The 9,843-nt window shown below is 68.8% G+C and carries 6 protein-coding genes; 4 read left to right on the forward strand and 2 right to left on the reverse strand.

Annotated features, from left to right (window positions below; translation table 11 throughout):
- The first annotated feature begins 239 nt into the window (after positions 1 to 239).
- Positions 240 to 1,463 (forward strand): glycoside hydrolase family 64 protein, encoded by a 1,224-nt coding sequence (locus ACFVT5_RS33170; protein WP_389895629.1) that lies wholly within the window; start codon positions 240 to 242, stop codon positions 1,461 to 1,463.
- A 48-nt stretch (positions 1,464 to 1,511) separates the two neighbouring features.
- On the opposite strand, the gene ACFVT5_RS33175 is transcribed toward ACFVT5_RS33170, so the two are convergent.
- Complete coding sequence (locus tag ACFVT5_RS33175) at positions 1,512 to 2,564, reverse strand: LacI family DNA-binding transcriptional regulator (RefSeq protein ID WP_389895631.1); 1,053 nt, start codon at positions 2,562 to 2,564, stop codon at positions 1,512 to 1,514.
- A gap of 254 nt (positions 2,565 to 2,818) precedes the next feature.
- Between ACFVT5_RS33175 and ACFVT5_RS33180 the strand changes: the two genes are divergently transcribed.
- Positions 2,819 to 3,709: a hypothetical protein gene (locus ACFVT5_RS33180; RefSeq protein ID WP_389895633.1), complete on the forward strand. Its 891-nt coding sequence runs from the start codon at positions 2,819 to 2,821 to the stop codon at positions 3,707 to 3,709.
- Positions 3,710 to 3,721: 12 nt separating this feature from the next.
- Here ACFVT5_RS33180 and ACFVT5_RS33185 read toward each other — a convergent pair whose 3' ends face one another.
- Complete coding sequence (locus ACFVT5_RS33185; RefSeq protein WP_389895698.1) at positions 3,722 to 4,684, reverse strand: multicopper oxidase domain-containing protein; 963 nt, start codon at positions 4,682 to 4,684, stop codon at positions 3,722 to 3,724.
- 367 nt (positions 4,685 to 5,051) lie between these two features.
- Between ACFVT5_RS33185 and ACFVT5_RS33190 the strand changes: the two genes are divergently transcribed.
- Positions 5,052 to 7,481, forward strand: a complete 2,430-nt coding sequence (locus ACFVT5_RS33190; RefSeq protein WP_389895701.1) for a ThuA domain-containing protein — start codon at positions 5,052 to 5,054, stop codon at positions 7,479 to 7,481.
- Positions 7,481 to 9,688: an OmpL47-type beta-barrel domain-containing protein gene (locus ACFVT5_RS33195; protein ID WP_389895703.1), complete on the forward strand. Its 2,208-nt coding sequence runs from the start codon at positions 7,481 to 7,483 to the stop codon at positions 9,686 to 9,688. The genes ACFVT5_RS33190 and ACFVT5_RS33195 overlap by 1 nt, the downstream gene beginning before the upstream one ends.
- The last annotated feature ends 155 nt before the right edge of the window (positions 9,689 to 9,843 follow it).

Below are 9,843 nucleotides of genomic sequence, written 5' to 3' on the forward strand. Positions count from 1 at the left end.
AAGGGATCCCGTCGTCTTGCGCGCGGCTGTCTTCCGCGCGTCCGTTGTTTCCGCGTCCGTTATTTCCGCGTCTGTACTCCGAGTCTTCCACCGCATGCCGTGGATCGCCGTCCGGGCATGCCTGAGAGCGCTCTCAGCAGGAACTCTTGACGCGTTCTTGGTCCCCCGGGAGAGTGGGAACCCGGGGCCCCCACTGCCCCTTGAGTCCCACCAACCCCCCACACCCCAGGAGTTGCATCGTGATTTCGCGCAGGCTGTTTCTGACGGGCGCCGCAGCTGCCTCGACAGCGGCCACGTATCCCCTCTGGGGGAGCGCTCTCAGCCCCACGGCCGACGCGGCGCCCCCGACCTGCCGCCTCGCCCTGCGGAACAAGTCCTTGCCCGGCACGGTCCGCGCCTATGTCACCGGGCACGAGCAGGGCACCGACCGCTGGGTGCTGCTGCGCGCCGACGGCAGTGTGTACCGTCCCGATTCGCCGTCCGCGCCGCAGACCCCGCTGCCCGTCGACTGTGCCATCACGCTGGGCGCCGCCGGCGCCCCTGCCATCGAGCTGACGCTGCCTCAGATGTACGGCGCCCGTGTGTACTTCGTCCGTGACGACACCCTGGACTTCTTCCTCAACCCGGGTCCTTCGCTGGTCGAGCCCGCGTTCGCCACGCCCAACGACCCGAACTACGGCCGGACGTGGTCGTTCTGCGAGTTCACCTTCAACCCGGACCAGCTGTACGCGAACATCAGCTACGTCGACCTCGTCACCGCGCTCCCCATCGGGCTGACCCTGGAGGGCGACGCGACGCACACCGTCGCCCCGCTGCCGGACGGGGCCGTGGACCGAGTCGCGTCCGACCTCGTCGCCCAGGCCGGGCGGGACGGTCAGCCGTGGGACAAGCTGGTGATCCGCGGATCGGGCGGCGAGGTGTTGCGGGTGATCTCGCCGCAGAACCTGATGGCGCCGTTCTTCGACCGGCCCGACGAGATGCCGTTCCGGGATGTGTGGAACGGCTATGTGGACCAGGTCTGGGAGAAGTACCGCGGTGAGGACCTGAGGATCGATCTCCAGGGCGGCCGGGGCGTGTTCACCGGGCGGGTCTCCGGCGACACCCTGACCTTCACCGGCGGACACACCTTCACCAGGCCCGCGTCCAAGGACATCTTCACCTGCAACCATGGGCCGTTCGCGAACAATCCAGGCGACCCCGACGACAAGAAGGGACTGCTCGCGCGGCTCGCCGCCGGGTTCAACCGGAGCATCATGCTCAGCCATCCCGAGCAGCCGAACGGGGCCGGGGCCGGCGACTACTACCAGGGCGTGACCAATCACTACGCGCGCGTGGTGCACGCCAACTCGCCGATCGGGTACGCGTTTCCGTACGACGACGTGCGTCCTGACGGGGAGCCGGATGTGTCGGGGGCGGCGCATGACGGGAACCCGAGCCGTTTCACGGTGACCGTGGGCGCGTAGCCCGTCCCGGGAGTCTCCCGTGACCCCTGCGGGGTCGAAGGGCGAGGGTCAGGCCGAGGCTCGGCGTACCAGTGTCGTCGGCATGACCACGCTCTTCGGGGGCTCCTGCACCGGTGTGGCGTCAGGTGTCGACGGGGTGCGGTACAGGCCCCGTAGCAGCAGGCGGGCCATCAAACGGCCCATCTCCTCGATGTCCTGACGGACCGTCGTCAGCGGCGGGTCGCTCTGTTCGGCGACCGGGAGCATGTCGTCGAAGCCGATCACGGCGACATCCTCGGGCACTCGGCGGCCCGCCGCGCGCAGCACCCGCAGCGCGCCGGCGGCCGTCAGGTCGTTCGCGGCGAACACGGCGTCCACGTCCGGGCAGCGCTTCAGGAGTTCCCGCATCGCGCGCTCCCCGCCCGCCGGGGTGAAGTCCCCCTCCACGATCAGCCGGGGATCCGCGTCCACGAGCACATCGCGGAACCCGTCGAGCCGGTCGACGGCCGACGTCTGGTCGAGGGCCCCCGTGATGTGCGCGACACGGGTCCGCCCGAGGCCCACCAGATGCCGTACCGCGTCCCGCGCGCCGCCCCGGTTGTCGCAGTCGACGTACGGTCCGTCCCAGGGCGAGCCCGACCAGCTCGGTCGGCCGCCGAACACGGTGGGGATGCCCGCGCCGCGCACCAGGTCGGGCAGCGGGTCGTCCAGGTGCAGCGAGAAGACGAGGGCGCCGTCGACATGGCCGCCGGCGAGATAGCGGCCCACGCGCGCGTGGTCGTCGCGGCCCTCCGTGAGCAGCAGGACGAGCTGCGAGTCGGCGGCCGTCAGCTCCTTGCTGATGCCACGGAGCTGAAGCGCGAAGAACGGGTCGGCGAAGACCCGGGTCTCGGGCTCGGCGATGACGACGGCGATCGCGTCATGACGGCGGGTGACGAGGCTGCGGGCGGCCTGGTTCGGGACATAGCCGAGTTCGTCGACCGCGCGGCGGACCCGCTCGGCGAGCGATTCCCTGACGCCGGCCCCACCGTTGACCACACGGGAGACGGTCGCCCTGGAGACCCCGGCGCGCGCTGCCACCGCCTCCAGCGTGGGGCGGGCGTCAGTCGTCTGCTGGGTCACCTTGCGTGCACCTCCGGAGTGGGCTCGCGGCCAGGATATCGGCCAGGTCCGACGGACGAGAGCGCTCCCTTTCCGTACCGCCACCCCGGTAAACGGCCTTGCGCGCAGGCGCCGCCGTCGACAAGGATCAGGCCCATGACGACCCGAAAGGCCGATGCCGTCTAACGGCCCCGCGCTCCCGCCCTCGGCCCACTCGCCGCCGGTCTCCGTCGCGCACACCGACGGACACCGCCCGCCCTTCGCCGAGGACCGCCATGACCCCTGTGAACGACATCCCGCTGACCCCGTACGCCCAATTGCCCGCCGCCTACCGGGACCGGCACATCGCGCACAGCACGGTCGACGCCTTCGGGCGCGCCCACTGGCTGCTCACGGCAGAGGCTCATCCGTGGGACGGGCCGCCGTACGAAGCGGTGGTGGTCACGGTCGGCGACGGGCACCCGTACGAGACGCATCTCAGTGCCGTACGTCCGCACGGGGTGAGGTTCGACGCCCTGGCCGACGGCGGCTTCATCGTCGCCGCCACACGCAGCCACCGTGACGAGGAGCCGCCCCAGGCACAGGTGTTCGACGCGCTGGGGCGGCCCTCGTGGACGTTCCGGCTGGGCGACGCCATCGAGCATCTCCTCGCTGATGAGGACGGCACCCTCTGGGTCGGCTACTTCGACGAAGGGATCTTCGGGGACGACCTCAGCGCGCCCGGCCTGCGGCAGTGGAGCGGCACCGGCGATCCGCTCTGGGAGTTCAAGCGTGGCCCCGGCGTGGAGGACATCGCCGACTGTTACGCCCTCAATGTCGGGGCCCACTCGGTCTGGGTCTGCCCCTATCAGCGCTTTCCGCTGATCGAGGTACGGGATGGCCGGACCGCGCGGATCTGGGACAACCCGGTCCGGGGCGCGTCCGGCTTCGCGGTGTGCGGTGACCGCGTGGTGTTCTACGACCCGTCCGGCGACGACCGCCATCAACTCGTTGACTGCCGGCTGGGCGAATCGGCGGTCCGACCGGTCACCCGGACCCGGCTGGTCCGCCCCGACGGCGGCGCTCTCCGCGGTCGCCGCCGGGTGGTCTGCCGCGGCCCCAGGATCTACGTCCAGGTGAAGCCCTTCACCGCCTGGACGCTGCTCGACATCACCGCCGACTCATAGCGCCCGTCGCCCTTAATGCTCGTGCGGCTCGTACCCCGGGATCGTGCCGTCCGGCTTCTTCACCAGGAACAGACCCACCATCCCCATGTCCGAGTGGCTCTGGACATGACAGTGGTACATCCAGGCGCCCGCGCCCACGCCTTCGCCCGCGATGATCTGGAAGCCGAAGGAGTCCGCGGGGCCGACGATCTTGTTGTCGATGACCTGGCTGGGGTCGTCGGGGCCGGTCAGCAGGCCGGTGCGGTTGTCGGCCCAGCGGTGACCGTGCATATGGAAGGTGTGGTAGTACTCACCGTGCGTGATCATGACGATCTCGACGCGGTCGCCGACGGTGGCCTCGAAGTCCGGTCCCGTGTGGGCGGGTTTGTTGTTGATCGTCATGTCGTTGAAGACGATCGTGAAGGTCTTGTCCGGGAGGATGTCGCCCTTGCGGCGGACGATCACCGGACCGTAGAGGCCCTTGCGGATGCCGCCGGTGCCGTGTTCGGTACCGACGACATGGTCGTGGTAGTGCCAGTACCCGGCGCTGCCCGAGCGCCAGGTGCCGTCCTTGCGACGCCCCGGCACATGGGTGCGCCAGGTGTACGTACGCTTGCCGCCCGGTGCGACCTGGCTCTTGTTGAGCGCGGTGCCGTCGCTGGTGATCTCGTAGTCCAGGCCGTGCACATGGAGGCTGGCGGCGACATCCATGGTGTTCTCGAACTCGATGTGCAGGGTGTCGCCTTCGTTGATCTCGATGAGCGGGCCGGGTATGGACGCCTTGCCCTTCTCGAAGCCGTAGCCCATCTGCCCGTCGGCGAGCTTCTCGGCGTACATCTTGATGTGCCGGACCTCGCCACCGGCGGGCGCCGTCCTCGGAGGGTCGCCGACCGCGGCGGAACTCTCCGGGGCCGCCGCCGCGGACATCGATGTCAGACCGGCCGCGACCACCGCTCCGCCGGCCAGGAACCGCCGGCTGAACGCGCGTCTGCCCAGGCCGGACGGAGTACCCGAGTCCGCTCCCGCCGACCCGCCCGCCGACTCACCCGTCGCGTCACTCATCGTGGAACTCCCCACCTTCGTACGCAGATTGGGGGCACGCCGACGACTGCGCCCCGGTGTCGGCGACACGGTAGCCAAGGGATCTTCGTTTATCCACACTCAGGACAAAGTTTGTGCTCTTGCGGTCATACCTATTGGCGAACCGGGAAAAGAGGTCTAGCTTCGTCGGCGCTGTTGCTGTGACCGACGAGGGATGGGTGACCACATGCGGCAGACACCGCATCAGAAGCCCTCAGCCGTACCTGGGTTGAGCAGAGCGTTACTGAGACCGGGGCGAGCGCGCCGAGGTTGGGCCGCGGCCCTGCTCGCCGGAGCCGTGACCACCGGAGTCATGACCGGACCCGCCGCGTCCGCGCGGCCCTACCCCGAACCGCCGTTGACAACGATGTCCCTGCCGTCGCCTCCCGGCGGGGCGAATGTGCGCGTCCTGGTGTTCTACGGCTCGGCGTCCTCGGGCGACGAGTCGCCGCTGGTGAACGCCGGGATCGCGGCGATCGAGAAGATCGGTCTGTCGGGCCCGACCGCCGAGCGGTTCACGGTGACGGCGACCGATGACGCGTCCGTCTTCACCAACGACACCAAGCTGGGCAGGTTCAACGCCGTCGTCTTCCTGACCGGCGGCGGCGATGTCCTGGACCCGGACCAGGAGGCCGGACTTGAGGCGTACATGGAGGCGGGCGGCGGTTTCGTCGGCATCCATGACGCGGCCCGCGCGGAGCCGTACTCGGACTGGTTCACCGGTCTGATCGGCGCGCGTCCGGCGGACACGAGCCCCACCACCGTGCAGCGGGCGACCGTCGAGGTCGGTGACCGTCAGCATCCGGCCACCAAGGACCTGCCGGTCCAGTGGAAGCGTCCCGACAAGTGGCTGAACTGGGAGAAGAACCCGACGGGCACCGTGCACACGGTGGCCCGGGTCCGCGAGTCGACGTACCAGCCGGGCGCCGGCAAGAACGGCTGGGACCACCCCGTGTCCTGGTGCCGTGACTACGACGGCGGCCGTTCCTTCTACACCGGCATGGGCGGTACCACGTCCTCGTACGACGAGACCGACTTCCGCAGTCATCTGCGCGGGGCCCTGATGTGGACCACGCGGATCTCGCAGGCCGACTGCAAGGCGTCGATCGACGGCAACTACAAGGCCGAGCGGCTGACCCAGGCCAACCAGCCGGGGCAGAACGACCAGATCGGCGAGCCGCACGGCCTGGTCACCGCGCCCGACGGACGGGTGCTGTACATCGGCCGGGGCGGCGCGGACTCCTCGCAGCCCGTGATCACCGACTGGAACAACCCGGACATCGGCAAGGGCAAGGGCGAGATCCACGTCTACGACCCGAAGACCAAGCAGGTCACGCTCGCGGGCGCCCTGACGGTCTTCGGCAACAAGGGCGGCGGCGACGAACTCACCAAGGTCGAGGAAGGGTTGCTCGGTATCGAGCTGGACCCGAAGTTCGAGCAGAACGGGTGGGTGTACCTGCACTACACACCGCACTCGCAGCTCGACCGGGACAAACAGATCGCCGAGCGCCGCGTCTCACGCTTCACGCTCGACCTGGCGACGAACAAGCTGGATCTGAGCAGTGAGAAGGTACTGCTCAAGTGGCCCGTCCAGGTGCACAGTTGCTGCCACGCGGGCGGCGGGATGACCTGGGACTCGAAGGGCAACCTGTACATCGCGACCGGCGACAACAACTCCAGTGGCTTCAGCGACGGGTACTCGGGCAACAACCCGCAGCCGAGCTACAAGGGTGTCTCGTTCGCCGACGCGCGCCGCACCGCGGGCAACACCAACAACCTCAACGGCAAGATCCTGCGGATCCACCCGGAGCCGAACGGCACGATCACGCTGCCCGACGGCAATCTCTTCACCGGCAAGGAGACGGCCGAGGGCGGCGGCAAGACGCGCGGTGAGATCTATGTGATGGGCGTCCGCAACCCGGCGCGCATCTTCGTGGACCAGAAGACCGACGTCCTGTACGCGGGCTGGGTCGGCCCGGACGCGGGCGCGCCGTCGACGACCTGGGGTCCGGCGAAGTACGACACGTTCGCCGCGATCACCAAGGCGTCCAACCGGGGCTGGCCGTTCTGCATGGGCAACAAGCAGCCCTACCGCGACCGCAATCTGCCGGACCCGAGCAAGCCGCTCGGCTGGTACGACTGCGACAAGCCGAAGAACGAGTCGCCGAACAACGACGGTCTGGTGAACCTGCCGCCGGTGACCGGCAACAACATCTGGTACTCGCCCCAGGGCGGCGCCCCGGACTACCCCCGGGACGCGAGCGGTGTGCCGTCGTACAAGAACGAGCAAGCCTCGTATCTGCTGCCGTGGCTCAAGGGCGGCGGTCAGGCCACGATGAACGGCCCGGTGTACCGCTTCGACGCCGCGAACACCAGCGACGTGAAGTGGCCCGCGTACTGGGACGGCAAGTGGTTCGTCGGTGACTTCTACGACGGGGACCAGCCGCGCAACGCGGTGCTCATGGACCCGAAGACGATGGGCGACGGCGGGCTGCCGATCCATGCCGAGAACCTGAAGAAGATCGTGCCCGTGGGCAACAACGGCATCAAGAACCTCATGGACTGGAAGTTCGGTCCCGACGGTGCGCTGTACGTCCTCGACTACGGCCGGGGTTTCTTCACCTCGGACTCCAAGTCGGCGCTGTGGCGCGTCTCGTACACGGGTGGCGGGCCCACACCGGCCGCCGGTGATCTGGCCAGGAAGGCGGGATGATGACCAGCGTGCGCAGGCGAAGAGCCCGGCATCTGTGGACGGCGCTGCTCGCGTCCGTGCTGCTCCTGCTCGGGCTGACCTCGACGGCCGCCTACGGCCGGGCCGACGACACGAAGGCCGCCCAGGTGCTGACCTGGACGGCCGGCGACGACATCACGAAGTACGTGTCGGCGCCGCTGACCGCGGTGGCGGGCGCGACGACGATCGTGTTCGAGAACAGCGCGGCGACCGGCAACACGACCGGGATGCCGCACACCCTGACGTTCGACGTCTCCGACCCGGAGTACAACAACGACGTCCCGCTCAACATCCTCGCCAACCCGTTCGACGCCGAGGGCGGCAAGCACACCGCCGAGGTCGTCCTCACCCCGGGCCGCTACCGGTTCCACTGCACCATCCCGGGGCACGGCTCCATGCAGGGCATCCTCGTGGTCTCGGAGGGCACCGGTGAGGACACCACGGCGCCCGACGCCTCGGCGAAGGTCGAGGGGCAGAAGAACGCGGACGGTGCCTATGTCGGCTCCGCGAGTGTGACGCTGAGCGCCACGGACGAGGGGTCCGGTGTGGACCGGATCGAGTACGCGCTGGGCGCCGACGGTGCCTGGCAGCCGTACACCGCGCCGCTGGTGGTCGACCAGGTCGGCGAGCACGCGGTCCGCTACCGGGCGACCGACAAGGCGGGCAACACATCGGCCGAGAAGACCGAGCGGTTCACGGTGGTCGCGCCGCCCACGGACGACACCACACCGCCGGAGACCTCGGCGACCGTCAGCGGTGAGAAGGACGACCAGGGCCGGTATCTCGACATGGCGACGGTGACGGTCACCGCGTCCGACACGGGCTCCGGGGTCAACACCATCGAGTACGCGATCGGGGACACCGGCGCGTGGCAGGCGTACACGGCGCCCGTGATGGTGCACGCCGTGGGTACCCACAAGGTGCGCTACCGGGCCACGGACAAGGCGGGCAACCAGGCCGCCGAGAAGAGCGTCGAGTTCACGGTGGTCACTCCGCCCGTCCAGGACAAGACGCCGCCGGAGACCTCGGCGACCGTCACGGGTGACAAGAACTCGGCCGGCGCGTACATCTCCAGCGCCAAGGTGACCGTCACGGCGACGGACGCCGGTTCGGGTGTCGACAAGGTCGAGTACTCGCTGGACGGCGGTCCGTATCTCGCGTACACGGCGCCGGTCCTGGTGGACCGGGTCGGCGCGCACTCGGTGGCGTACCGGGCGACCGACAAGGCCGGTAACACCTCCACGGCGAAGACGGTGACCTTCACGGTCGCGTCGGGCGGCGGGGTTCCGGCGCCGAACTGTGCCGAGTTCGACGAGCGGCTGACCGTCATCGTCGGCACCGTCGACACCGGGATCCCGAACCGGGTGACCAACAACCGGTGCCGGATCAACGAGTTGATCGAGGACGAGAAGGAGTGGACGTCCCAGGCGCTGTTCCTCAAGCACGTCAAGACGGTCACCGACAAGCTCCTCAAGGAAGGTGTGATCGACCAGCGCGAGTACAACAAGATCAACAAGGCGGCCAAGCAGTCCGGGATCGGCAAGCCGGGACAGCAGACCGGCTACCGCACGATCTTCGACGGCACGGCGGGCTCCCTGGCCAAGTGGGAGCACGTGGGCGGCGGTTCGTTCGCGCTGAACGGTGACGGCTCGATGACGTCCGGCACCACCAAGGGCGGCCTGGGCATGCTGTGGTTCCCGGAGCGCACCTACGGGGACTTCTCGCTGAAGCTCCAGTGGCGGGACGACGCCCCGGGCAGCGGCAACGCCAACTCCGGTGTCTTCGTGCGCTTCCCGCAGGTCCACGATCACCCGGAGGAGTCACGTCCGGAGTGGGTGGCCATCAAGTACGGGCACGAGGTCCAGGTCTTCGACAGTCCCACCGGGGACATGTACAAGACCGGGTCGATCTACGGCTTCGACCGGGTGGGGCTCGCGGGTGCGGGCGTCACACAGAAGGGCACGTGGAACGACTACGAGATCCGGGTGGTGGATCAGCACTACCAGATCTTCCGTAACGGTGTGCTGATCAACGAGTTCGACAACACGGGCGGTCAGGTCTTCGAGCCGCCCCGGTCGGACGACCCGGGCACGGACGGCCGGCGCTTCGCCTCCGGCTATCTCGGGCTCCAGGTGCACAGCACGACCGACGTGGTCTCGTACCGGGACATCCGCATCCAGGAGTTGTAGGACGCGGAACTGTAGGGCGCGGGTAGCCCTGCGGCGATGAAGACTCTGGGCCCCTCTCCGCTTGGGTTCTAGTGATCGTCGCAACACCGATCCAGATTCAGGCGGTCAGTAGATCACGTAGGCGCTCGGCTGGGTTATCCCAGTCGAGCGTCTTG

The sequence above is a fragment of the Streptomyces sp. NPDC058001 genome (assembly GCF_042886315.1).
Lineage (GTDB): Bacteria > Actinomycetota > Actinomycetes > Streptomycetales > Streptomycetaceae > Streptomyces.